This is a genomic window from Pseudomonas sp. NGC7 (assembly GCF_047159675.1).
Lineage (GTDB): Bacteria > Pseudomonadota > Gammaproteobacteria > Pseudomonadales > Pseudomonadaceae > Aquipseudomonas > Aquipseudomonas kermanshahensis.
In genome coordinates this window covers 3,273,236-3,296,513 of record NZ_BAAFZY010000001.1, presented here as the reverse complement: position 1 = coordinate 3,296,513, position 23,278 = coordinate 3,273,236, and the positions used below count along the sequence as shown (strand labels likewise).

At 61.0% G+C, this 23,278-nt stretch carries 20 protein-coding genes; 7 read left to right on the top strand and 13 right to left on the bottom strand.

What is annotated here, in order from left to right:
- Positions 1-185 precede the first annotated feature (185 nt).
- A complete protein-coding gene (locus ACMCNM_RS14985; protein ID WP_412765925.1) occupies positions 186-380 on the top strand; it encodes an RHS domain-containing protein in 195 nt (64 codons plus the stop codon).
- Positions 381-1,254: 874 nt separating this feature from the next.
- On the opposite strand, the gene ptrR is transcribed toward ACMCNM_RS14985, so the two are convergent.
- Positions 1,255-2,145 carry a putrescine utilization regulator PtrR gene (gene ptrR / locus ACMCNM_RS14980; RefSeq protein ID WP_099430907.1) on the bottom strand — a complete coding sequence of 297 codons (891 nt, stop codon included), beginning with the start codon at positions 2,143-2,145 and terminating at the stop codon, positions 1,255-1,257.
- Between the two features lie 106 nt (positions 2,146-2,251).
- Here ptrR and ACMCNM_RS14975 point away from each other — a divergent pair, with 106 nt between their 5' ends.
- Positions 2,252-3,637 carry an aldehyde dehydrogenase family protein gene (locus tag ACMCNM_RS14975; protein WP_412764764.1) on the top strand — a complete coding sequence of 462 codons (1,386 nt, stop codon included), beginning with the start codon at positions 2,252-2,254 and terminating at the stop codon, positions 3,635-3,637.
- 36 nt (positions 3,638-3,673) lie between these two features.
- Here ACMCNM_RS14975 and ACMCNM_RS14970 read toward each other — a convergent pair whose 3' ends face one another.
- A complete protein-coding gene (locus ACMCNM_RS14970; RefSeq protein ID WP_412764763.1) occupies positions 3,674-5,587 on the bottom strand; it encodes a hypothetical protein in 1,914 nt (637 codons plus the stop codon).
- A gap of 81 nt (positions 5,588-5,668) precedes the next feature.
- Positions 5,669-6,568 (bottom strand): helix-turn-helix domain-containing protein, encoded by a 900-nt coding sequence (locus ACMCNM_RS14965; protein WP_412764762.1) that lies wholly within the window; start codon positions 6,566-6,568, stop codon positions 5,669-5,671.
- A 152-nt stretch (positions 6,569-6,720) separates the two neighbouring features.
- Between ACMCNM_RS14965 and ACMCNM_RS14960 the strand changes: the two genes are divergently transcribed.
- From ACMCNM_RS14960 to ACMCNM_RS14945, 4 genes are all read left to right on the top strand, one after another.
- Positions 6,721-8,079, top strand: a complete 1,359-nt coding sequence (locus tag ACMCNM_RS14960) for a glutamine synthetase family protein (RefSeq protein WP_027596784.1) — start codon at positions 6,721-6,723, stop codon at positions 8,077-8,079.
- 129 nt (positions 8,080-8,208) lie between these two features.
- Positions 8,209-9,297: a polyamine ABC transporter substrate-binding protein gene (locus ACMCNM_RS14955; RefSeq protein ID WP_412764761.1), complete on the top strand. Its 1,089-nt coding sequence runs from the start codon at positions 8,209-8,211 to the stop codon at positions 9,295-9,297.
- Positions 9,298-9,311: 14 nt separating this feature from the next.
- A complete protein-coding gene (locus ACMCNM_RS14950) occupies positions 9,312-10,607 on the top strand; it encodes an NAD(P)/FAD-dependent oxidoreductase (RefSeq protein ID WP_186676875.1) in 1,296 nt (431 codons plus the stop codon).
- 390 nt (positions 10,608-10,997) lie between these two features.
- Positions 10,998-11,675 (top strand): DUF3313 domain-containing protein, encoded by a 678-nt coding sequence (locus ACMCNM_RS14945; RefSeq protein ID WP_099454036.1) that lies wholly within the window; start codon positions 10,998-11,000, stop codon positions 11,673-11,675.
- Positions 11,676-11,816: 141 nt separating this feature from the next.
- Here ACMCNM_RS14945 and ACMCNM_RS14940 read toward each other — a convergent pair whose 3' ends face one another.
- Positions 11,817-13,193: an L-serine ammonia-lyase gene (locus ACMCNM_RS14940; protein WP_412764760.1), complete on the bottom strand. Its 1,377-nt coding sequence runs from the start codon at positions 13,191-13,193 to the stop codon at positions 11,817-11,819.
- Positions 13,194-13,339: 146 nt separating this feature from the next.
- Between ACMCNM_RS14940 and ACMCNM_RS14935 the strand changes: the two genes are divergently transcribed.
- Positions 13,340-14,275 (top strand): LysR substrate-binding domain-containing protein, encoded by a 936-nt coding sequence (locus ACMCNM_RS14935; protein ID WP_099454034.1) that lies wholly within the window; start codon positions 13,340-13,342, stop codon positions 14,273-14,275.
- A 32-nt stretch (positions 14,276-14,307) separates the two neighbouring features.
- On the opposite strand, the gene ACMCNM_RS14930 is transcribed toward ACMCNM_RS14935, so the two are convergent.
- From ACMCNM_RS14930 to ACMCNM_RS14890, 9 genes are all read right to left on the bottom strand, one after another.
- A complete protein-coding gene (locus ACMCNM_RS14930; RefSeq protein WP_085273370.1) occupies positions 14,308-15,723 on the bottom strand; it encodes an undecaprenyl-phosphate glucose phosphotransferase in 1,416 nt (471 codons plus the stop codon).
- A gap of 212 nt (positions 15,724-15,935) precedes the next feature.
- Positions 15,936-16,700 (bottom strand): WecB/TagA/CpsF family glycosyltransferase, encoded by a 765-nt coding sequence (locus tag ACMCNM_RS14925; RefSeq protein ID WP_412764759.1) that lies wholly within the window; start codon positions 16,698-16,700, stop codon positions 15,936-15,938.
- Positions 16,700-17,887: a glycosyltransferase family 2 protein gene (locus ACMCNM_RS14920; protein WP_412764758.1), complete on the bottom strand. Its 1,188-nt coding sequence runs from the start codon at positions 17,885-17,887 to the stop codon at positions 16,700-16,702. The genes ACMCNM_RS14925 and ACMCNM_RS14920 overlap by 1 nt, the downstream gene beginning before the upstream one ends.
- A complete protein-coding gene (locus ACMCNM_RS14915) occupies positions 17,884-19,086 on the bottom strand; it encodes a glycosyltransferase (RefSeq protein ID WP_412764757.1) in 1,203 nt (400 codons plus the stop codon). Before ACMCNM_RS14915 ends, ACMCNM_RS14920 begins: the two co-directional genes overlap by 4 nt.
- 49 nt (positions 19,087-19,135) lie before the next feature.
- On the bottom strand, positions 19,136-20,137 hold the full coding sequence (locus tag ACMCNM_RS14910) for a VirK/YbjX family protein (protein ID WP_412764756.1): 1,002 nt from the start codon (positions 20,135-20,137) through the stop codon (positions 19,136-19,138).
- A gap of 7 nt (positions 20,138-20,144) precedes the next feature.
- Positions 20,145-21,122 carry a glycosyltransferase family 2 protein gene (locus ACMCNM_RS14905; protein WP_186676834.1) on the bottom strand — a complete coding sequence of 326 codons (978 nt, stop codon included), beginning with the start codon at positions 21,120-21,122 and terminating at the stop codon, positions 20,145-20,147.
- A gap of 5 nt (positions 21,123-21,127) precedes the next feature.
- A complete protein-coding gene (locus tag ACMCNM_RS14900; protein ID WP_099454027.1) occupies positions 21,128-21,658 on the bottom strand; it encodes a serine O-acetyltransferase in 531 nt (176 codons plus the stop codon).
- Positions 21,659-21,666: 8 nt separating this feature from the next.
- Positions 21,667-22,623 (bottom strand): glycosyltransferase family 2 protein, encoded by a 957-nt coding sequence (locus ACMCNM_RS14895; RefSeq protein WP_186676831.1) that lies wholly within the window; start codon positions 22,621-22,623, stop codon positions 21,667-21,669.
- Positions 22,616-23,233 carry an acyltransferase gene (locus tag ACMCNM_RS14890; RefSeq protein ID WP_027596770.1) on the bottom strand — a complete coding sequence of 206 codons (618 nt, stop codon included), beginning with the start codon at positions 23,231-23,233 and terminating at the stop codon, positions 22,616-22,618. Before ACMCNM_RS14890 ends, ACMCNM_RS14895 begins: the two co-directional genes overlap by 8 nt.
- Positions 23,234-23,278 lie beyond the last annotated feature (45 nt).

The window sequence follows — 23,278 nt, the reverse complement described above, 5'->3', positions numbered from 1 at the left end:
GTACCTCGAATCATCACACCTATGATGACCCTGATCAGCACTTTAAAACACGCGGCGCCGAGAATGTCGTCACGATGAGGAACGGGATGGCAGTACCACCCACTACGTATTCGAGCCTGGGACGTTCATTTAGGTAGTTCAAGCTGTCAGGGACACAACGCTTGAGCTTCCACCACAGCCCAGCTATGGGGACCTTTACAGCATTGATCGGGATCCCGTGTGGCAGTACAAGCCTTACCAAGATCGGTGATGCATTTGCGTGGTACCAGTGCGATCAGCTGGGCACCCCCATGGAGCTTACGGATGTAGATGGAGAAGTTACATGGCGCGGTTTTTATTGGGTTTGGGGACTAGCAGAACAAAAGCAAGGACAGAAATGAAGATAGAAAATGGGGAAAAAGTAAAGCGATGCACTTTCTCCGGCACAAGCACTTCGGAAAAACCGACACGACCCTCCGAAAACTACTGGAAGCTTATTGGGCAAACTGGAACTGTGATCGTTCAAGAAGGCGAAGCCGGCCTCCCCAAACATAAGCTAGGCACTCGAGTTTTAGTCGAGTTCTCAACAAGCATTCCTGAACTTGGACTCAGCTGCCACAATGAAGCACCAAATAGTCTTTGGGCTCTTGTTACGGACCTAATCATTATCCCAGAAAGCTAGAGCCAAACTAAAAAACACAAGCAAATCTTAACAACACGCAATAATTCCAACAACCCCAAAATACCAAGTATCGCAAACCATTAAACCTAATGAAGCGCGAGACTTGGGCGCTTTAAAATCGCGCTACCCAAACTGCAAGCTGAAACAGCATCACACCCTAAATCGATCACAACATGGCAGGACCTTAAAGATTTTAATGGTCGTGCAAAATTAAAAGCACAAGCATCTAAGCCTACCTAATCGACTCCAAAGCCAAAATGAAAACCATTAATACAAACCACATCCACTACTTATGCTACCCACTTACCTCAATGACAGATGACGAGCTGAGCAATTTTCTAACAAATGATAAATTATATAGGTCAAAGCTATTTAATTTAATACACTTAATACTTGAGGGGCTTGGACCCAAAATCAAATCAGATATATCCGAATGCGTCGAATACATTATATCCACCCGCAGCCATGAAAAATATTGGAGCCAATTGATTCCACCCAAATTCCTCCCGACGAAATTAATAACAAACATGAGTATATGAGCCTTCGGGTCGTGGCAAGCGCCGGTAGCTACGACCCTGCTCTCGAAGGTTGCTCTATACGGTATCTACAGCCATACCTAAACTCCCCTGCCGCTCTTCCAACAACTTCACAAACATACTCAAACTGCGCGAAACCGCCCCCCGCCGCCACACCAGCCAGGTCTTCAAATACCGGAAATCCTCCGACATCGGCCAGGCGCTCACCGTGCTACACCCCGGCATGTTGTCGAGCATGCTGCGCGGCATCATGGCCAACCCGGCACCGGCACTTACGCATGCCAGCATGCCGTGATACGACTCCATCTCGTGGATCTTGCCCGGCACGGCCTGATCCTGCACAAACCAGTTCTCGAAGTGGTGGCGGTACGAGCAGTTGGCCCGAAATGCGTAAATGTTCTCGCCGTTGACGTCTTGGGCGCGGGTTACCGGCGCATGGTTGAGGGGCGAGATGACCATCATCTCTTCCTCGAACACTGGCATGCCTTCCAGCGTCGGGTGCAACACCGGCCCATCGACGAAGGCCGCGACCAATCGCCCAGACAGCACCCCTTCTAGCATCGTCCCCGACGGCCCGGTCGAAAGGTCCAGGTCGACTTTGGGGTAGCGCTGGTTATAGGCCGCCAGCAAGGCCGGGATCCGCACGGCTGCGGTGCTTTCCAGCGAACCCAGGGCAAAGGTGCCCTGCGGGTCTTCGCCGGCCACCGTTAGCCGCGCCTCGTGCACCAGGTCGAGAATGCGCCGGGTGTATTCGAGAAAGTTCCAGCCCGCTGGCGACAGGCGCAGGCGGCTTTTCTCGCGGATGAACAGCTCGACGCCCAGGTCTTCCTCCAGCTGTTTGATACGTGTGGTCAGGTTCGAGGGCACCCGATGGATATGCTGCGCGGCGGCACTGATGCTGCCTTGCTCGGCCACTGCCTTGAAGATTTCCAGTTGCACCAGGTCCACAGTCATTCTCCAAACGTGAATGTTTCGCTCATTATTATTCAGTTTTCATTAAACCCCTACACCACTAGTCTGGCGTCACGGATCAACAACAGCGAGAGTTTCCACCATGAGCGCGATCAGCAGCCTGACCCACGCCATCTCCCTCGACCCGCACAGCGGCGAGCAGATTGGCGCCTACCCGTTCGATACCGACGCCGCACTGGAAGCGGCGCTGCAACGCGCCAAGGTGGGCTATGGCCAATGGCGCCAGGTGTCGCTGGGTCAGCGCAGTGAGTGGTTGCTCGCCCTGGCCAACACGCTGGAAACCAAGGCCGAAGCGTTCGCGCAAATGATCAGCCGTGAAATCGGCAAGCCGATCACCCAGGCCCGGGGCGAAGTGAGCAAGTGTGTCGGGTTGTGCCGTTGGTACGCCGAGCACGGCCCTGCCATGCTGGCAGCGGAACCAACCCAGGTCGAAAAAGCGCGCATCGAGTACCGCCCGCTGGGCCCGATCCTGGCCGTGATGCCGTGGAACTTCCCGATCTGGCAAGTGCTGCGCGGTGCTGTGCCGGCGATTCTGGCGGGTAATACCTACGTGCTCAAGCACGCCCCGAACGTCATGGGCAGCGCCTACTTGCTGGGCGAACTGTTCAAGGATGCCGGCCTGCCGGAAGGCGTCTTTGAAGTGCTGAACGTCACGCCGGACGGTGTCACCCGCGCCATCAACGACCCTCGCATTGCCGCCGTGACCCTGACCGGCAGCGTGCGCGCTGGCATGGCGATCGGTGCGCAAGCCGGCGCCGCGCTGAAGAAGTGCGTGCTGGAGCTGGGCGGTTCGGACCCGTTCATCGTACTGGCCGATGCCGACCTGGATGCCGCAGTCAAGGCGGCCGTCATCGGTCGCTACCAGAACACCGGCCAGGTTTGCGCGGCGGCCAAACGCCTGATCATCGAAGAAAGCATCGTTGAAGCGTTCACCCAAAAATTTGTTGAAGCAACGCGCCAGCTGAAGGTTGGCAACCCGCTGGAAGACGACACCTACATCGGCCCGATGGCCCGCTACGACCTGCGCGATGAACTCGATGGGCAGGTTCAGGCGACACTCGCCGAAGGCGCTACTTTGCTGCTGGGCGGCAACAAGATCGAAGGCGTGGGCAACTTCTACGCACCGACCGTGTTTGCCAACGTCACCCCGGAAATGACCGCGTTCAAGCAGGAACTGTTCGGGCCAGTGGCGGCGATTATCCCTGCGCGGGATGCCGACCATGCCGTGGCATTGGCCAACGACAGCGAATTCGGCCTGGCGTCGACCATTTACACCGCCGACTATGCGCTGGCTGAACGCATGACCGCAGCACTGGATACCGGTGGCGTGTTCATCAACGGCTACTGCGCATCCGACCCCCGCGTCGCCTTTGGCGGTGTGAAGAAGAGTGGTTTTGGCCGCGAATTGTCGCACTTTGGTGTGCGGGAATTCACCAACGCGCAAACGGTGTGGCTGGACCGTAACTGACGGGACAATCGGGGCCGCCTGGCGGCCCCGATTTCCTCAGTCCCTGACCTGGTCCTTCACCCAGTCCAGCATCCCCCCCGGCACGATCAGTTCATGCCGTGCCCGCGAACAGGCGGTATACAGGCCCGCCAGCATCCGCGCCCGTTCGTTGCGATTGCCCGCCGCCACGGGCGCGACCATCAGCTCCGGTGACACCATCACCCGGGCGAATTCCATGTTCTTCACGTCCCGCACCCGCCCCAGGAACAGCTTGGGCGCCTTGTCCCAACGATAAAGGCTCTTGGCCTTGGCGAAATGCTCTGGTGTATAGCCCTTGCGCAGCATGTTGGCGACCGCTACGAAGGCTTTGTCATCGCCCTTGTCCTGCTCCAGCGCCTGCCAACTGGCGTAGCGGAACAGCATGGGGTGACGCGGCCGTGTGCCGTAGCGGTACAGCTCGATGCAATCTTCGACGAACAGCTCGAAATCCTTGCGCGCACTCTTCAACAACACGAACGGCACCCCTTGGTGCGTAAGGCGCTGGAACCAGCCAAACAGGCCCCACTCGTCATCGACGATCAGTGCCGTGGGCTGCTCTGGCACCGTGACCGTGTCGAAGAAACTGACCCGGGTGTAGTGCTCGGCACTGCCGCTGAATGCTGCCTGGATCTTGGCCGGATGCGCCTGGATCAGCGGGTTGAGGACGTTATCCATGGCGGGCCCGGCGCGCAGCGAATGGTCGATGTAACGCTGGCGGATGAAGCCACCGTGGTGCGGGCTCAGGCCATTGAGGTTCTGCAGCTCGTCGCCCAGGGTGATGATCGACTGCGGGCTGCGGTCCAGCACGGCGAGCATCGGTGCCGACAGCTCGTGGGCCTCGTCAACGATGACGTGGGTGTACCGACTGTCGATCATGTCAGCGGTCAGCGACAGCAGTTTGACCCGGTGGTAATCACGCACCGGCAGTTGAATCTCCCGCGCTGAGGGGCGAATCAGCTCCTGCCAGTACAGCCGGGCCTTTTCCAGCAGCACTTCCTGGTCCAGTGGCGAGGTGCCCGGCCCGGCCCAGGGCAAATGGTGCAGCTGGACCTCTGCATCGCCGCTGCGGCAGAAACTGCGCACGGCCTTGATGCACAAGGCAACCACGTCGCGGGCCGCGAGCGGGCCGATATCGGGGATATTCAGCCACTTCACCACCTGCGCCTCCTGCGGGCGCCAGGACAATTTGGTGCGGTACGGGTCACGCAAGCGCCAACCGTTGCTGGTGAGGTCTCGGTTGAGAAGCTCGTCTGCCAGTTGGCCGAAGGTGAGTGCGGTGTAGGCTTGGGCGTCCTTGACGCGTGCCTGCAACGCGCGCAACTGGCCCTCGGTCAAGGCCAGCAGCAGCGTGCGCTGGGGGTCGAGCAAACGGGCGAACTGGTGAATCAGGAACGTCTTGCCGGTGCCGGCAAAGCCTTGCACCGCCACCGACTCGTCAACACCTGACAGAAACTCGCGCAGCAGGCGGTTTTGTTGATCGCTCAGCAGCAGGTCGCTGGCCAGCGATGGCAAATAGACCGGGTGCAGCGGCGTGACCTGTTGGCGGTAGGTATCGGCAAATTGGAAACTCCACTGGCCTTGGTCATCGTGCATGTCCTCGACGTCGTATTTGACCTCGGCGGACAGCAAACCGATGCCATTCTCACCCAGCATGCCAAGGCCCATGGCGAATGCCTCGCGGTCGAAATGCTGCGCCACCTGGCCTTGAAAGCGCCCCGGCGCGGCCGTTTCGACCTCGTTGGCGATGCGCACGATTTCGGCAAAGCGCCGCTCCTGAGCGTCGGCCGTTGCAGTGGCGGGCTGGCGTGGCAGGTTTTGCACGAACAGCACCGCCGCGGCCTCCAGCAAACTGGCAGTCGGGAAAAAATCGCTGGCGGTGGGTTCGCTGGCAAGGCGGTCGGCTTGGTCGCTGAGCAATGGCAGGTAGAACATCGGGACCTCGGGTGGAAACAGGTCGGCACGATAGCAACTTTCCGTGGGGGGTGCTGGGTTCAATGCACCGGCTGCCGGCCCTCAGCCCCTGCGCCGTTTCAGGGTCTCGCTCGGCAACTCCTTGAACAGCTGCCGGTAACTCTCGGAAAACCGCCCTAGGTGCCAGAACGACCAGCGCATGGCGACTTCCGCTACCGTTACTTCGCCACCGCGCAACAAGTCCCGTCGCGCGCCGTTTAGCCGGCGTAACCGCAGCCAGGTCCCCGGCGGCATACCGGTAAAGGCCTTGAATGCCTGCTGCAACTGGCGTAGCGATACTCCGGCCACATCAGCCAGTGCCACCAGGTTGAGGGTTTCTTCGGGGCAGTCCGCCGCCCATTCACTGACCCGGCGCATGATCAAGCGCTCTTCACTGCGCCTGCCCAGCGCACCGCTGTCCAGCCGCTGGCAGGCACTGTCGAGGATGAACAGGCAGTCTTCCAGCAACTGTTCCGCCAGCGCCTGCCCCTGCAGTGGGCAATCGGCGTTGCCCAAACGGGTCAGGGTGGCGCTCAGCCAACTGCCGAACAAGGCGTTCTGGCCGCTGCCCAATGGCACCATGAACAAGCCTTCCAGGCGCTGCGTATCCAGGCCATGACGGGCCAGAAACGCCTGGTCGAACACCACGGCCACTTCTTCGTAGTTCTCCGGGGTGATCCAGATATTGCGGCTCTGCTCGTTGAGCAGGTACAGGCTGTTTTCGCTGCGGTCGAAACAGAACGCCAGCGATCCACTGGGGGGGCGAAAGAACTGCTCGACACGGGTATTGAGCCGCTCTTCATAAACCTCCACGCCATCGAGCTCCAGGCAACGCAGTTCGCCGCTGAAATGCCCGGGCGACATTTGCCGGTATTGCTGTTGCCAGCCAGGGGTGGCACGCACCTGCTCGGTGACGTCGGTGGTGTGGAAAGCCTGAACCTGCAAGGCGTTGAGCGTTGTCACGCATTGTCCTGTATGCACTCTTTTGGTGCATTGATTATCGGAGAAAGTGGATAGATCGCCCCAGGGGGCTGCGACCAAGATAGTCTCCAGCGCGTCACCTGGGAAGCCACCCGCTCCCGCCGCGCACACAAAAACCCAACCAAGAGGTCTGTATGAACGCCCCCTTCGATCAGCTGTCCACGTGGCTGAAAGAACACCGGATCACCGAAGTCGAATGCGTGATCAGCGACCTGACCGGCATCGCCCGCGGCAAGATCGCACCGACCGCCAAATTCCTGCACGAACGTGGCATGCGTCTGCCCGAGAGCGTGCTGTTGCAGACGGTCACCGGCGACTACGTTGACGACGACATCTACTACAGCCTGCTCGATGCCGCCGACATCGACATGGTCTGCCGCCCTGACCCGACTGCGGTGTACCAGATCCCCTGGGCAATCGAGCCGACCGCGATCGTGATTCACGACACTTTCGACAAACAAGGCAACCCGATCGAATTGTCGCCGCGCAACGTGTTGAAGAAGGTGCTGAAGCTGTACGCCGACAAAGGCTGGCAGCCGATCGTTGCACCGGAGATGGAGTTCTACCTGACCAAGCGTTGCGAAGACCCAGACCTGCCGCTGCAGGTACCCCTGGGGCGCTCGGGCCGCGCAGAAAGCGGTCGCCAGTCGTTCTCGATCGATGCCGCCAACGAATTCGACCCGCTGTTCGAAGACGTCTATGACTGGTGCGAACTGCAGGGCCTTGACCTGGACACCCTGATCCATGAAGACGGCCCGGCGCAAATGGAGATCAACTTCCGCCACGGCGACGCCCTGGACCTGGCCGACCAGATCACCGTGTTCAAGCGCACCATGCGTGAAGCCGCGCTCAAGCACAACGTGGCGGCCACCTTCATGGCCAAGCCGATCACTGACGAACCCGGCAGTGCCATGCACCTGCACCAGAGCGTGGTCGACATCGCGACCGGTAAGCCGGTGTTCGCCAATGAAGACGGCAGCATGAGCGAGCTGTTCCTGCACCACATCGGCGGGCTGCAGAAGTACATCCCCAAGCTGCTGCCGATGTTCGCACCTAACGTCAACTCGTTCCGCCGCTTCTTGCCGGACACGTCGGCACCGGTCAACGTCGAGTGGGGTGAAGAAAACCGCACTGCCGGCCTGCGTGTGCCGACCTCCAGCCCCGATGCAATGCGCGTGGAAAACCGCCTGCCGGGCGCCGATGCCAACCCTTACCTGGCCATTGCTGCCAGCCTGCTGTGTGGCTACCTGGGCATGGTCGAGAAGATCAACCCGAGTGCGCCGGTGCAGGGCCGGGCTTATGAGCGACGCAACCTGCGCCTGCCCATCACAATCGAAGATGCCCTGCAGCACATGGAAGACTGCGAAACCGTGCAGCAGTACCTGGGCAAGCAGTTCGTCCAAGGCTATGTAGCGGTCAAGCGTGCCGAGCACGAGAACTACAAACGGGTGATCAGTTCGTGGGAACGTGAATTCCTGATGCTCAGCGTTTAAACCCAAGGGCACTGCCCGTGCGATGACGCAAGGCCACGCTTTCCTGTGGAGGCGACCTTGCGTCGCGAAAAGGCTGCAACGCAGCCCCCGATACACCGAACCCAAGAACAAGACCAACGAGGTGTCGACATGCGTCATCTGCAATCCCTGGTTCCCGCTGCATTCACCTTACTGTTCGGCGCAGCTGCCCAGGCCGCTCCGACCGTCAGCGTGTACAACTGGACCGACTACATCGGTGACACGACACTGGCCGACTTCCAGGCCAGCAGTGGGATCAAGGTGGTCTATGACGTGTTCGATTCCAACGAAACCCTGGAGGGCAAGCTGCTGGCCGGCCGCACTGGCTACGATGTGGTCGTGCCCTCGAACCACTTCCTCGCCCGCCAGGCCCAGGCCGGTGCGTTTTTGCCGCTGGACCGCAGCAAGCTACCCAACTGGAAGCACCTGGACCCTAAACTGCTCAAACAGCTTGAGCAGAACGACCCCGGCAACCAGTACGCGGTGCCCTACCTGTGGGGCACCAATGGCATCGGCTACAACGTCGACAAGGTCAAGGCCGCGCTGGGCGTGGACCACATCGACTCCTGGGCGGTGCTGTTCGAGCCCGATAACCTGAAAAAACTCAAGCAGTGTGGCGTGGCCTTCATGGACTCGCCCGACGAGCTGTTCCCGGCCATTCTCAACTACCTGGGCATGGACCCACGCAGCGAAAAGCCCGAAGACTATGCCAAGGCTGAAGCCCGCCTGCTCGAACTGCGGCCCTACATCACCTACTTCCATTCTTCCAAATATGTCTCGGACCTGGCCAACGGCGATGTCTGCGTGGCCTTCGGCTACTCCGGCGACGTGTTCCAGGCTGCCAACCGCGCAGTGGAAGCCAAGAACGGCGTCAAGGTTGCCTACAGCATTCCCAAGGAAGGCAGCAACCTGTGGTTCGACCTGCTGGCCATCCCCAAGGACGCCAGCAACCCGGACCAGGCACTGGCGTTCATCAACTACCTGCTTGAACCTCAAGTAATCGCCAAAGTCAGTGCCACGGTCGGCTATGCCAACGCCAACCCCGACGCCCAGGCCTACATGGATGCGTCCCTGGTGAACAACCCCGAGGTCTATCCACCCCAGCAAGTGCTGGACAAGCTGTACATCTCCAGCACGCCAAGCCCCAAGATCATGCGCGTGATGACCCGCTCCTGGAGCAAGATCAAGTCCAACCGTTGAGCCGAGAACGCACCATGCCTTTCGATACCCTGCACACTGCTTCGTACTACGCTGCCACGGCTCGCGACGCGGCGCCCTACCCCAGCCTGGACGGCGAACTGAGCGCCGATGTGTGCGTGGTCGGCGGTGGCCTGACCGGGGTCAATACCGCACTGGAGCTTGCCGAGCGCGGCCTTTCGGTGATCGTGCTGGAAGCCAGGCGCATCGGCTGGGGTGCCAGTGGGCGCAATGGCGGCCAACTGATCCGCGGTATCGGCCATGACGTCAGTGGTTTTGCCCGCTATGTCGGCCAGGACGGCGTGCGCTACCTGCAACAGGCCGGCATCGATTCGGTGGCGTTGGTGGCCAGGCGCATCGAGCAATACGGCATTGCCTGCGACCTGCAGTGGGGCTTCTGCGAACTGGCCAACACACCCGCCCAGTTTGCCGCCTTCAAGGCGGAACAGGAGGACCTGGCCGCGCTGGGTTATCGCCACGAAACCCGCCTGGTCAGCCCCGAGCACATGCACCAGATCGTTGCCAGCGACCAGTACGCCGGCGGCCTGGTCGACATGGGCTCGGGCCATCTGCACCCACTGGACCTGGTACAGGGCGAAGCACGTGCGGCCGCAGCCCTTGGCGTGCGCATTTTCGAGCAGAGCCCGGTGCTGCGCATCGAGCATGGCCCCAGCGTGACCCTGCATACCGCCCACGGCAAGGTCAGGGCACAGAGCCTGGTGCTTGGCTGCAACGCGCACCTCGATGAACTGGAGCCGCGCCTGAGCGGCAAGGTGCTGCCGGCCGGCAGTTACGTGGTGGCCACCCAGCCACTGCCCGAGGCGCTCGCCAATAGCCTGATCCCCCAAAACATGGCTCTTTGCGACCAGAAGGTAGGCCTGGACTACTACCGCCTCACTGCCGACCGGCGTTTGCTGTTCGGCGGTGCCTGCCACTATTCCGGGCGCGACCCCAAGGACATCGCCGCGTACATGCGGCCGAAAGTGCTCAAGGTGTTCCCGCAGTTGGCCGAAGTACGCATCGACTACCAATGGGGCGGCATGATCGGCATCACGGCCAACCGCTTCCCTCAGGTCGGGCGGCTGCACCAGCACCCTAACGTTTACTACGCCCAAGGCTATTCAGGGCACGGGCTGAACGTGACCCACTGGACAGCCAAGCTGCTGGCCGAGGGCATTGCCGTGGGCCACAGCCAAGGGCTGGATGTGTTCAGTGCGGTGCCGCACCTGACCTTCCCGGGCGGCAAGGCATTGCGCTCACCGCTGCTGGCGTTGGGGATGTTGTGGTACCGGTTGCGCGAGGTGCTGGGGTAGCGCTCGACTTGAGGGTTGTTGCGCCTTTGAGATCGAGCGCCGCCCGCGCGGCGCATCGCGAGCAACGCTCGCTCCTACGTTTGTTTCGGGCCAGTTATTCCTGGGGCAAATGCGCGCGACCGCCTTGGCGCATGACGCGATATCGCGTCGAACAAACAAGGCGGTCGTGCGCGCCTGTCACAGGCGTTACTGGCCGAAAACAAACGTAGGAGCGAGCGTTGCTCGCGATGCGCTGCACGGGCGGCGCTCGATCTCAAAAGCGCTAAAAATCCACCGCCGTACCCATCACAGCCTACCGCCTACACCGCCAAGAAATACACTGCCCACTGGCCAACTGCCCTGCACCTGCTAGCGTTGTTCTGGCCGACCTCTCATGGATGCATCACGATCATGAAATCATTGCCCCGCATCACCTTGTTGTGCGCAGCCTTGCTTGCCGTAACCGCCTGCTCCAGCAACCGCGTGGACCCCAGTGACTACTCCGGTTTCCTGAAGGACTACAGCCGCTTGCAGCCCGCTGAAAGCCCATCCGGCGCGCCGGTGATGCGCTGGATCGACCCCAAGGTCAACGTCAATCAATACAGCCAGGTGTTCATCGAGCCCAGCCAGTTCTACCCCAAGCCGCAACCGACAGCGGTCATTTCGGCGCAGACGCTGCAGGAGATTACCCGTTACTTCAACGAAGCCATGCGACGTGAACTGGGCAGCGTTCTGACCCTGGCCAAAGCCCCCGGCCCAGGCACCATCGTGGTACGCCCGGCGATCACCGCCGTGTCTACCAGCAACGAAGGCCTAAAGCCTTATGAGGTTATCCCTATTGCGCTGATCTCGGCGGGTGTCAATACCGCCATGGGCGGCCGTGACCAGGAAGTAGATGTTGGCGTAGAGGCGGCCTTCCTGGACGGTGCCAGTCAGAAAGTGCTCGCTCAGGTGGTGCGCAAGGGCGCGGGCAAGGAGCTGGAGAACGACACCCAGAAACTCACCCTCAATGACGTCAAACCAGTGCTCGACGGCTGGGCCAAGGACATGCGTGCGAGCTTCCTGACGCTGAAACAGAAGAGCCGTTGACCGTGCAGGAGCAGCCTTGTGCTGCGAAGAGGCCAGTGACAGCAGCGAAGATTGATGATGTGTTCACTGGCCTCTTCGCAGCACAAGGCTGCTCCTACCGGGTAGCGTGTCAATGCCCCTGAATAAACCTTGGGCTGCGAATCAGCACTCGACAAAGGCGACGGCCAGGCCGCCGCGCGAGGTTTCTTTGTAGTTGGAATGCATGTCCGCACCGGTGTCGCGCAGGGTGCGGATAACCTGATCGAGCGAGATGAAATGCTCGCCATCACCGCGCAGGGCCATTTGCACGGCGTTGATCGCCTTGACCGCGGCAATCGCATTACGCTCGATGCACGGCACCTGCACCAGGCCACCCACCGGGTCGCAGGTCAGCCCCAGGTTGTGCTCCAGGGCGATTTCCGCGGCATTTTCCAGTTGCGGCGGCGTGGCACCGAGCACTTCGGCCAGGCCTGCGGCTGCCATCGAGCAGGCCGAGCCCACTTCGCCTTGGCAACCCACTTCGGCACCGGAGATCGACGCGTTGGTCTTGCACAGGATGCCGACTGCGGCCGCCGCCAGCAGGAACCTCACCACATCGTCGTCGCAGGCATCCGGGTTGAACTTCATGTAGTAGTGCAACACGGCCGGGATGATCCCTGCCGCACCGTTGGTGGGCGCCGTGACCATGCGCCCGCCGGCAGCGTTTTCTTCGTTGACCGCCAGGGCAAACAGGTTGACCCATTCCATGGCGCTCAGGGTGGAGCCAATCACGTTCGGCTTGCCCAACTCCTGCAGGCTGCGGTGCAAACGCGCAGCCCGGCGCTTGACCTTGAGCCCGCCCGGCAGGATGCCCTCATTGCGCAGGCCATTGTCGACGCATTCACGCATCGCCGCCCAGATGCGCATTAAGCCTTCGCGTACCTCGGCTTCCGGGCGCCAGACGCATTCGTTGGCCATCATCAGCTGCGCCACGCCCATTCCGTGCGCCTTGCACAGCGCCAACAACTCAGCCGCACTGGCAAACGGATACGGCTGTTCGACCGCATTCGCCTCGCCTTGGGGGGCATCGATTTCTTGCTGCTCGACGATGAAACCACCGCCCACCGAATAGTAGGTTTGGCTGAACAGGCTGCCCTGCTCGTCCAGTGCTTCCAGGCTCATGGCGTTCGGGTGGTACGGCAGGCTTTGCTCAAGCAGCAGCATGTCGCGGGTGTAGTTGAACGCCAGGGGATGGCTGCCATCGAGCATCAGGCATTGCTCCTGCATCACCTGACCGATACGTGGCTCGATCGTGGCCGGGTCGATCCGGTCGGGCCACTGCCCCATCAGGCCAAGCAGGCAGGCACGGTCGGTGGCGTGTCCGACCCCCGTGGCCGAAAGGGAGCCATACAGACGCACCTCGACACGGCTGACCTGGGCCAGCAAGCCCCGCTCACGCAGGGCCTGGGCAAAGGTTGCCGCTGCGCGCATCGGGCCTACGGTGTGAGAGCTGGAAGGGCCGATGCCGATTTTGAAGAGGTCGAAAACACTGATAGCCATACTAATGCCTGACCGCGTTGGGCAGAATCGCCAAAACGCGGTTCTCTGGAGAAATTGAACACTACTGCGAACTTGAGCGATACTGACCTGCTCCCGCGTGGATGACCAACGAAACTTCCTAAGCAAGCCTTTAGTGGTACTAAACGATGCGACGACAACTCAATGGCCAAATGTTCGTCTGGTTGCATGTGTTCTCCTGTGCGGCCCGGCATCTGTCATTTACCCGCTGCGCCGAAGAACTGCACATCACCCCTGGCGCTGTCAGCCAGCAAATGCGCCAGTTGGAAGAACGGCTGGGCTATCGACTGTTCCTGCGCCGTGCCCGTGGGGTAGAGCTGAGCGCCGAAGGCCAACGCCTGGCGCAAACGGTTTCAGAGGCCTATGGCAGCATTGAGGCCGAGCTGCTGCGCCTGGACGCCGGCGAGATCCGCGGCACCCTGCGCCTGCGCTCGATCCCCTCCTTCCTGGCCAAATGGTTGACGCCGCGCCTGCCGCGCTTTCAGCAGCGGTATCCGGACATCGAATTGCGGCTGGTGGCCGAAGACAGTGCGCAAGCCTTGCACCCGGGCGACTTCGACCTGGCCATCGACCTGAACGACGGCAGTTACCCTGGCATGTTGTCGACGCCATTGCTTGACGAGCAGATCTTTCCCGTGTGCTCCCCCACCCTGCTGCGCGGTCGCCCGCCGCTGCACGGGCCCGCTGACCTGGCGCATTACCCGCTGCTGCACGACATCACCGCCTGGCGGGGGGCCTCGGAATACGCTGAATGGGAGTTCTACCTGGAAGGCATCGGCGCAGGCGGCTTGGACGTGCGCAGGGGCCATACCTTCAACCGCAACCACTTGACCATTGAAGCGGCGATTGCCGGGGTTGGCGTGGCAATCGCGCGGCGTACCTTGCTCAACGATGAACTGGAACGGGGGGCGCTGATCGTGCCGTTCGGCGTGGCGATCGCCAACCACAAGCGTTACGTGGTGCATTACCCGCCGGGCGGGCTGACCCAGCCGGGTGCCCGCGCGGTGCATGACTGGCTGGTGGAAGAGGCCCGTGGCTTCAGGGAATTGCACCCGTTGGGTTGAGTGCCTGCCCCGGGGCAGCTCGTCGACCCCGGCTAATAGGCCTGCTTGCCGGTAAAAGCATTGAGCGTGCGCACCAAAATGACGAAATCGAGCCACAAGGACCAGTTGTTGATGTACTCGATGTCCGAGTCGACCCGTTGAATCATCTGCTCGATGTCCTTGGTTTCACCCCGGAAGCCCCTGACCTGTGCCAGGCCGGTCATGCCAGGCTTGATGTTGTGTCGCGCGAAGTAGTCGACAATATCCTGCGAATACAGCGTGTCGTGCTGAAGTGCATGCGGGCGCGGCCCCACTAACGACATTTCGCCGGTCAATACATTGAACAACTGCGGCAGTTCATCCAGGCTGGTCTTGCGAATAAAAGCCCCAACGCGGGTCAGTCGCGGGTCGTTCTTCTGGGCCTGTTTGACCACACCGTTTTCCGGTTGATGAACATGCATGCTGCGGAACTTCCATATCCGGAACGATTCACCGGTCCAGCCCATGCGTTCTTGCCTGAAGAATACCGGGCCGCGACTGTCTAGTTTGATGGCTATCGCCACTGCCAACAGCACCGGCGATGCACACAGCAATATCAGTGCTGCCAACACGCGGTCTTCGAGGTTTTTAAGGAACAGGCTCATGCCGGTCAACGGCGTTTCTGACAACGTCAATACCGGGATACCGGCAATTTCACGGACGCTGTGGTTGATTAAACGCAGCGAGAAGATATCCGGCACCCAGTTCACTGCAATGCACTTGTCGAGCAACTTCAAATACACTTCGTTAATGACCGCCGAGCCGCCTAATGGCGTCACCAGGTACACCGTGCGAATGGCATGTTTGGCAACGATCTCGTCAAGGTCAGCGACATGGCCCAGCACAGGCAGGCGTTGCTTTGCATCGGGCGCTCCCTGTTCAGCCACATCGTCTATCAGCACACACCCCAGCACACGCTCACCGAACCACGGGTTGTTACTGATCTTCTGGTGCAGGAAGTTGGCCAGGTCGCCGGCGCCAATAATCAGTGCGTTGTCCAGCCGAGCGTGCGCGGTAAACCGTTTTTGCAGTTCACGCACTGCAAAATGCAAAAACAACTGCACCACATAACCGATGACAAACAACTGCACCACCAACAACCGCGAATAGGTTTCGCTCTGTTTGGTCAAAAACGCCATGACCACCAGAAAACAAAACGTTGCTGACCACGCCTTGAATAACCTGAACGCCTTGATGGACAAGCCCACGTTGGTCCGATAGATCGCATAATGATCATAAATAACGGCCAGCGCCCCAATCAACAAGAGCAGCATGATCACATAATCCGAGGTAATGTGACCAAACTGATCGTAGATCAAGTACCAGGCGACACCGGTGACTGCAATCCCATCAAGGCCGGCCTGAATGGCGTTACTTACGCTGCTTCTTCGTTGAAGTAAGGAACGACTGCTTCTGGGTTCGAGAACCATTTCAGACCTCATTAATTAGCGCGCAGCACATGCCTGGCAGCTTATTCAGTCAATCAATACCAGCCTTTAAACTATAATCCTGCACACTGAATAGTCTTCGCCGCCCCCCCTGGGCGCTTGCTATCACTGTAGCAGTCGCCCGCACACCCGGCGGGCGGAATCACTCCTGCCATGGATTTTGGCCGTTTCGGACGGCTCGGCAGGCAGAATCATCAGATACGCCTTGGGGTGTTCCGGGCCCCAAGCGTCATCGCCTTGGTACACAGCAGGGTGCGTAACAGGAACAGCGGGTTGCCCACCACGTAGCGCATGAACAAGCGCCTGGGCTCTCTCAGCAAGCGGTAGACCCACTCCCCGCCCAATCGCCGTAGCCATTGCGGCGCCCGGCTAACCTTGCCGCCGAGAAAATCCAGAATCGCCCCGCCACACACGATCAGGCACGCCCGCCCACTGGCAGCCAGGCGAGCGGCAACGGCTTCTTGCTTAGGCATCCCCATGCCCAGCACGATCAGCTCTGGCTGCGATACCCGCGCAAGCTCCAGGTAGGTGGCCATTTCAGCAAATCCGTCGTGAACCGACACCGGCAACACGCCAAACCGCGCCTCGCTGCACGCTACCGCCCGGCTCAAGAATGGCTCCTGAGTACCCCAGAATGCCACCCGTCGCCCTTTGAAGGCCGCCAGCAGCTTGGGGATTAAATCCGTGCCATTCATGTTCAGCCCTGGGGCCAGGCCCAGGCGGCGATACAGGATTGCCATGCCCGCACCATCGCGCAGCAACACATCGGCCGAGGCCAGCGATTGGCAGTAATCGGCGTTGCCTGCGACCAGGTTCATGGCGTGGGCGTTGACAAAACCCAGCACCGTGGGCGCCTCAGGTTGGCCCAGGGCCTCGAGCAAGCGCTGCTCGTGTGCAGGGTCACTCACGGTCTGAAGTTTGCCGATAATCGTTTTCCAGCTGTTTTGCCATTCGCCCATTAGCTGTCATCCCGTTTCGAGCGCACCCACTCTACCTGCCGCTTGATCAAGAACCCCAGGTACAGGGGAATCTTCCTCGCGGCGTAGAACGGGGCGTAAAGCAAGACCGAAAAGGGGATCAGTTCGCGAGAAAACCGGCCCCACGCCAGCAGAACTGCAACACCCAGCATGACCAGGGCACCCGTGGCGACCCATGCAGGTGCAGTGATACCGAACAGCAGCGCAGCCAGCCAGGCAACACATGCAACCCCTACCAGAGCCATGACCAGCAACGCCAATGGCGGCACCAGCAGGTCCAGGGTCATGGCCAGCAAGGGCGCGTTACGCCGAGTGACCGCGCTCACCAGCAGCTTGGGTACCTCGGCCAGGATCACCCCCAAGTGGCCATGCTCCCAGCGGGTGCGCTGGCTGCTCAAGCCTTCCTGGCTGAGCGGAAACTGGCTGGTGACCTGCGCATCCGGGCAAAACAGCGGCGGTTTGCCGATTCGGCAAAAGTCCAGGCCAAGCTTCAAGTCTTCGACGAGGTGCCCATTGGCCAAGTCGACCGCAGCCAAGTCGCGCCAACTGAAGGCCATACCCGCGCCCATCAGCTGGCAGGGCAAGCCCAGGCGTGCCCAACCACGCGGGCGAACGAGGTTCTTGACCCGCCAGGCAAATTCCGCGATTTGCACCTTCAGGCCCGCGCCGGCGGGCGCGCGCATCAAGTACAGCGCCTGCACCGGCCGTGAAGCTTCGAGGCAACGGCGTGCCAGCAGGTCAATGGCGCCCTCGCCCACCTGGCAATCGGCGTCAACGATAATGACCACCTCGGGTGGACGCTGCGCCAGATGCCGTACGCCGAAGTCCAGGGCATACCCCTTGCCGCGCAACAGGTCGTTGTCGCGCTCCACCACCTCAGCGCCGGCGCGGCGTGCCAACTGCGCGGTGTCGTCGGTGCAGTTGTCCGCCACCACCAGCAAGCGGTCTTGCGCCAGCAATTGCGGGGCGACACTTGCCAAGGTCGACCGAATGATCAAGGCCTCGTTGTGCGCGGGGACCAGCACCGCCACGCGCGGGCGCCTACCATCCTCCTCAGGTCGTGATCGCACCGGCAGGCACGCCAGCAGTACCTGCGCAAACAACACCAGCGCGGGCACGAAGATGCAAAACGCCACCAGGCTCAATAACCACGTCACGATGCTGATCATGCGGATGCCTTGAAGTAGCGGGCCAGCTTGGCGGCCTCGGTGTCGATATCGTGGCGTTGCAGCACCCGCTGGTAAGCGGCCTCCCCCATGCGCTGCAACACGTCGGCCGGTTGCGACAGACAGTCGGCCATTGCCGCAGCCAGCTCTTCTACCGTGCCGGCGGGGAACAACCAGCCGTTTTCGCCCTGGCGCACCAACTCCGGGATGCCTGCCACATAGGTGGTCAGCACCGGCCGGCGCAATGCCATGGCCTCCATGATCACCACCGGCAGGCCTTCGGCGAAACTCGGCAGCACCAACGCACGGGCAGCGAGGATTTCTTCCCGCACCTGGGCGCTGCTGATCCAGCCGGTGATGCGTACCTGCGACTGCAAACCATGCTGGGCGACCAGGGCTTCGATCTGCTCGCGCATTTCGCCATCACCCGCCAGCACCAGCTCGAATGCAATGGCTTGGATGGCCAGCAGGCGGGCCGCCTCGATCAGCAGTAGCTGGCCCTTCTGCTCGCACAGGCGCCCGACGCACACCAGGCGTGGCGCCGAGGGTGCGGCAACGGCGGCAACCGCGTGGAAGTCGCGCTCCAGGCCGCAATGCACGACCTTCACCTTCTCCCAGTGCTCGTGCGCCACCCAACGGAACAACTGGCTGCGCCCATACGAACTGACCGCCGCCACAAACGCGGCGCGCCGGACTTTTTCGCCCACATGCAGAAACTGTGGTTTGTCGAATTCTTCCGGCCCGTGCACGGTAAAGCTGTAGGCAGGCCCGCCGAGGGCATGGGCCAGCATCACAACCTCGGTCGAGTTGGTGCCAAAATGCGCATGAACATGCTTCGCGCCAAAGGCCTGCAACCAGAGTAGTACCTGACAGGCCTCGGCCAGGTACACCAGGTGATAGGGCCAGGCGCGATCCGCCCGCTGGCCCAGGCGCAGGGCCAACCACAGGGTGGCGAAAAAGCGTCGTGGCTCGGCACGCAGCACCTGTAGCGTGGGCGCCAACAACCCCTTCAGGCCGTGCTGCAACACGTAGCGGGTCTTGCCCCGCTCGGCAATGTCCTCGTCATCCTGCAGTTCGGCATCCCAACCCCGCAAGGCAATGCGCTGGATCTCTATGCCCTGGCGCTCCAACGCCAGAATTTCGCGTCGAATGAAGCTATGGCTGACTTTCGGGTACTGATTGATGAAGTAAGCAATGCGCATATAAATCCAGATCAATGCCTGCGTAATGAGCCTTACCAACTGCAACCCTTTACTTCAGGCTGTCGATCGCCGGCGGTGGGCTCCCTGCCGATGCACGTTCAAGCACATCCCCCTTCATCCCTTGTAGCCCATGGACGGGCTCGCTGCCTGATAAAGCCGCTTCAACGCGCGCGAATACCTCATCCAGCAAGGCATGACGCCGGCGGTACATCGCACGTTTCTTGGGGGCGATGTCGTCTGCGGCGCGTTTGGCAGCGGCCAGCGGCAGGCTGAAGAAGTCGTCGCGCTCCGAAGGCGTGGCGCCGTTTTCCAGCCAGATGGCGTCGTAATGGGCGGCCAGGTCGTGCGCCTTGTCAGCGCCAAAGTAAGGATGGCGATGATGCCGGTGCGCATCGCCAACTGCGTAGATACGCACCACCCCCAGCGCTCTGGCGATGCACTTGAAGGCCTCCAGCAGGAAGCTGCGCGGGCGCAGGCCCTCGAAGTCCTTGGTCAGGTCACGGTAGATGTTCAGCGAAGTTTCGCTGTCGATGCCTTTGTGAATGCCCTGCACGGCGCCGATGAACACGCACAGCTCACCGTGCTGGCGGCACAGGCTGAACGCCAGCGATGCCACGCGCAAATCCCCTTGGAACAGGTTCAGCACCAGCTCCCCTTCGCGCTTGAACCAAATCGGCCGGTCCAGCACCAGCGCGCAGCCCTTCGAATAGGCCGACAGGTCGCACAGGGTCAGGCGCTCGTCGCGACCGAGCAGCAGCAACGTGGGAAAGTGCCGGGCAACCACCTCAAAATGCGACGCCACCACACCGAGCCGCTCCTGCGCCTCCCAGCCCTTGCTGATGTAGGGCCATTGCACGACACCGATGCAATCGACCCCAAGCCTTGCAAACCGGTCATCACCCAGCGCCGTCGACATGCGCTGCATGAAGGCCTTCAGCGCGGGCCACTCCCGGGTGATCTGCCGCGTTAGCTTGACCTTGTTGTTCAAGGCCCGCAGCGAGTAGCCGGGCTGCAGGGTGAGCACACTTTTCACTATCGATCTGGCAATCATAGGAATCTCATTTGTACTCGATCAGCACGGCTTTGCCGGCACAGAACCTGTTCATCAGGAACTTTACCTGCCCAAGCATTTCAGGGAATTTGCCGAGCACCAGGAACACCGCCTGCAGCCAGCGCTCGCGTGTCGGCTTGCCGGCACGACGCGCCAGGCGCACCGCTTGCAGCGGGTAGATCAGCAACAGCAGCAGCGCCCACACACCCAGCAGGCCGCTGGCAAACACGATCGCCAGGGGGATGCCCAAGCCCCAGAGCCACGCGCGGCGGGACTCTCGCAACCAATGGCGCTCTGGCGCTCGCCCGTGCAAAAAGGCACCCTCGGCATAGGCATGGCCGGCGCGCAAGCTGCGTCGCCACCACTGGCTGAAACGCGTCATGGCAGCGTCGTGCAAGGTCATCTCAGCGGCCAGGCGCCAGATTTTCCACCCCTTGGCGCGCAAGCGGACGCACAGCTCCGGTTCTTCGCCGGCGATCAGGTCCGGGCGAAAGCCGCTCACTTGCGTGAAGGCATCGACGCGCATCAACGCATCCCCCCCACAGGCCTTCGCCTCACCGATGGGCGTGTCCCACTCCAGGTCACACAGCAGGTTGTACACCGAGCGTTGCGGGAACCGTTCACGACGCCGCCCGCACACCACCGCTACGTCTGGGCGTGCATCAAGGAAGGCCTGGGCATCGCCCAGCCAGGCCGCATCCACCTCGCAATCGCCGTCGACAAACTGCACGTAGTGCATCGACGGCAACAGGCGTTGCAGGCGGGTGAAGCCCTCATTGCGGGCCCGGGCTGCGGTAAACGGCCGGCTCATGTCGAGCGCCAGTACTTCGACCCCTTGGGCCTGTGCCATCTGCACGGAACCGTCGGTGGAGCCTGAATCCACGTACACCACCCGGTCCGCACCGTGCGCCAACGAGCGCAGGCAGCGCTCCAGGCGCAGGCCTTCGTTGCGTCCAATCACTACAACGCCGATACCTGTCACCATGGGCCTCACTCGACCGTGCACTGCGCCGCCTCGGTGGGGTTGCGCAGCTTGATGGTCGCAGGCACGCCGACCGCCAACGCGTTGTCTGGCACGTCCACCAGCACCACGGCGTTGGCGCCGATGACCACGTTGTTGCCGATGCGGATGTTGCCCAGCACCTTGGCCCCTGTGCCAATATCGACGTTATTGCCGAACACCGGCGCAATCGGCTCGCTGACATTCTTCAGCCCCACCACCACACCGTTGCGAATTCGGCAGTCATCGCCAAAGCGGGCATAACCGCTGATCACGATGCCGCCGAAATGGTCGATGACGAAGTTGCGGCCGATCACGACCTCGCAGGGCAATTCAACACCCGTGATGATCTGCACGAACTTGAACAGGATCTTGTAGAGAATGGAGAACAGTTTGCGCAGCAGTGCCGGGCGCACACCATAGCGCCAGCGCCCGAAGCGATACACCAGCAATACCCAAAACCCCTGGGCGCCCCAATCACCCCCGTGTGCACGCAAGTCGGCGCGGATATTCTCGAACATGACGTCACCTACCGTGTGGGTTGGCTTGCGAACCGTGTCTTGAACAACAGCGACCAGGTAGTCTGGCAGTGCCGCCAGCACGCCCGGATCGCCGCGCGGCCTCGCCCCTTCAACAGTGCCTTGAGTGCCAGTATCAGGTCACCCACACACACCAGCAGCATGTGCAACGCCAGCCCGGCAACACCGTGGTGCTTGCGGAAGTACAGCAGTTCGCTTTCGATCTGGTAGCTGGAAATCTGCCGGCTGGCCGCTTCCAGTTCGCTGACCGATTTGGAGCTTTCGCCGCCGATATGCACCACCGTGGTATGGGGATAGAAGACGACCTTCCAGCCCGCTTCCTTGACCCGCTTGCAATGGTCAACCTCCTCGTAATAGAGGAAGTAGCGCGGATCGAACAGGCCTACCTGGTCCAGCACTTCGCGACGCACCAGGTAGAAACAACCGGGCAGCCAATCGCATTCACGTACCGAGCCATGGTCCCAGGTCATCTCATCGACCATTTTCAAGCCTGGGAAGAAACGGCCCAGCCCGGTACGGCCGACAAACACGTTCAGGGGTGTCGGGAAGTAGCGGCAACTGGGTTGCAGGTCGCCATCGCGGCCCTCCAGGCGCACGCCCAGCACGCCGCACTCGGGGTGGTTGTCCATGTACTCGATGGTCTTGGCCAGTGAATCGGCCGCCACGAAGGCATCGGTATTCAGCAGCAGTGCGTACTTGCCCTTCAAGTGCGCCAGCAGTTGATTATTGGCGCGCCCGAAACCGACGTTCTTCTTGTTGCTCAGCAACAGCGCCTCGGGGCACACCTGGGCCATGCGTTCCACAGAATCATCGACCGAGGCATTGTCGACGACCAGGTAACTGGCAAGCTTTTCGCTGTCGGCCTGGCGCAGCGCATCGAACATGGGCTGCAGCAAAGACGCAGTATTGAAATTGACCACCATCACATCGACGGGTTTTCTATCCATTGCTACCGTCCCCGAAGAAGTACTGCCGTCGTTGCGCGGCAAGGGCAGGCTCCACGGTCGGGTCAAAGGCCCCTTTGCGCTGTTTGACCAGTTCTATCCACGGGTAGCTTTCGCAGCGCTCCTCCACCCTCTTGATCAGTGCTTCGGTGGTGCAGATGAATTTGGCCGGGTTGCCACCCACCACGGTGCCCGGCAGCACGTCCTTGGTAACCACCGCACCGGCAGCGACGATCGCATCGGGCCCGATGGTCACGCGGGGCATCACAATCGCGCCATGGCCGATGAAGCAGTTGTCCTTGATGTCGATATAGCCGACCGAATCGAGGTGCTTCCCGTAGCAGAGCTCGATCAATGCCACCACGCCGTCGTGGCCGATCAGTGTGCAATCCGACAGGCCAACGTTGTTACCAATACGCACCAGCGCAGGGTCGGTAACGTTGCACCCAGTATTGATATGAAAGTTGTCCCCTACTGAATGAAACTTACCCCAACGGGCCAGATAGATCCCCCACTCTCGCCCCGTTGGATTACACAACTTCTTGTACGTCGAGCTTCCCCGCCCGGTCGAGTTGACATAACGCGTCAGTGCACTCCGTATCCATCCATTCATTCTGCGAGCCTCACAATCAATGCGATTCTGAACTGTCCCTGAGGC

Coding starts and splice junctions, on each gene's coding strand:
- ACMCNM_RS14945 (WP_099454036.1), top strand. CDS start 10,998: ATGAAATCATTGCCCCGCATCACCTTGTTGTGCGCAGCCTTGCTTGCC.
- ACMCNM_RS14890 (WP_027596770.1), bottom strand. CDS start 23,233: ATGAATGGATGGATACGGAGTGCACTGACGCGTTATGTCAACTCGACC.
- ACMCNM_RS14920 (WP_412764758.1), bottom strand. CDS start 17,887: ATGATCAGCATCGTGACGTGGTTATTGAGCCTGGTGGCGTTTTGCATC.
- ACMCNM_RS14900 (WP_099454027.1), bottom strand. CDS start 21,658: ATGTTCGAGAATATCCGCGCCGACTTGCGTGCACACGGGGGTGATTGG.
- ACMCNM_RS14970 (WP_412764763.1), bottom strand. CDS start 5,587: ATGTTCTACCTGCCATTGCTCAGCGACCAAGCCGACCGCCTTGCCAGC.
- ACMCNM_RS14905 (WP_186676834.1), bottom strand. CDS start 21,122: ATGGTGACAGGTATCGGCGTTGTAGTGATTGGACGCAACGAAGGCCTG.
- ACMCNM_RS14950 (WP_186676875.1), top strand. CDS start 9,312: ATGCCTTTCGATACCCTGCACACTGCTTCGTACTACGCTGCCACGGCT.
- ACMCNM_RS14940 (WP_412764760.1), bottom strand. CDS start 13,193: ATGGCTATCAGTGTTTTCGACCTCTTCAAAATCGGCATCGGCCCTTCC.
- ACMCNM_RS14975 (WP_412764764.1), top strand. CDS start 2,252: ATGAGCGCGATCAGCAGCCTGACCCACGCCATCTCCCTCGACCCGCAC.
- ACMCNM_RS14915 (WP_412764757.1), bottom strand. CDS start 19,086: ATGCGCATTGCTTACTTCATCAATCAGTACCCGAAAGTCAGCCATAGC.
- ACMCNM_RS14930 (WP_085273370.1), bottom strand. CDS start 15,723: ATGGTTCTCGAACCCAGAAGCAGTCGTTCCTTACTTCAACGAAGAAGC.
- ACMCNM_RS14910 (WP_412764756.1), bottom strand. CDS start 20,137: ATGATTGCCAGATCGATAGTGAAAAGTGTGCTCACCCTGCAGCCCGGC.
- ACMCNM_RS14935 (WP_099454034.1), top strand. CDS start 13,340: ATGCGACGACAACTCAATGGCCAAATGTTCGTCTGGTTGCATGTGTTC.
- ACMCNM_RS14955 (WP_412764761.1), top strand. CDS start 8,209: ATGCGTCATCTGCAATCCCTGGTTCCCGCTGCATTCACCTTACTGTTC.
- ACMCNM_RS14895 (WP_186676831.1), bottom strand. CDS start 22,623: ATGGATAGAAAACCCGTCGATGTGATGGTGGTCAATTTCAATACTGCG.
- ACMCNM_RS14925 (WP_412764759.1), bottom strand. CDS start 16,700: ATGGGCGAATGGCAAAACAGCTGGAAAACGATTATCGGCAAACTTCAG.
- ACMCNM_RS14985 (WP_412765925.1), top strand. CDS start 186: ATGGGGACCTTTACAGCATTGATCGGGATCCCGTGTGGCAGTACAAGC.
- ACMCNM_RS14960 (WP_027596784.1), top strand. CDS start 6,721: ATGAACGCCCCCTTCGATCAGCTGTCCACGTGGCTGAAAGAACACCGG.